General features: G+C 34.7%; 1 protein-coding gene. It reads left to right on the plus strand.

Going from position 1 to position 524, the window contains the following annotated elements; translation table 11 throughout:
- Positions 1 to 85: 85 nt before the first annotated feature.
- The coding region (locus AC1DRF_RS32000; protein ID WP_477742829.1) for an alpha/beta hydrolase family protein at positions 86 to 524 on the plus strand (439 nt) is incomplete at its 3' end.

Consider the following 524-nt stretch of genomic DNA (forward strand, 5'->3'; position numbering starts at 1 on the left):
CTTTTTTAAGAGAACTAAATCAAAAAAATTTCATATATAAGTTTGTTATAATAAAGATTGTTAAAAGTAAGGAGGAGGAGTATAAGTGCAAATAAGAAAACATGAAAGACAGTCATTTTATGCCGGATGTCAATTCGTAGATATAGAAGATCAAGCAAATAAACACGCCTTGCCTCTCGTTATTATGTATCCTACATATCAAGAAGAACAAGTTGAAAAGATGGGACCTTACACGATAAGCGCTGCGCAAGATGCTCCGCTTTCAAATGGATCATTTCCTTTAGTCATTATTTCTCATGGAGATGGAAGCACGCCTCTTGCTTATCGAACCATTGCCCAGTTTTTAGCACGTAATGGTTTTATTGTAGGAATACCGCAGCATCTCTTTAATAATCGAGAGGATAATACGCTATCTGGAACAATAGATAACCTAAAAAATCGGCCTACCCATATACGTACTGTAATCGATTGGTTTTTAAAAGAAAGTTCCTTTTCTCCATCCATTAAATCAAATAATAGTTCTC

This window comes from Priestia sp. P5_B4 (assembly GCF_056400385.1).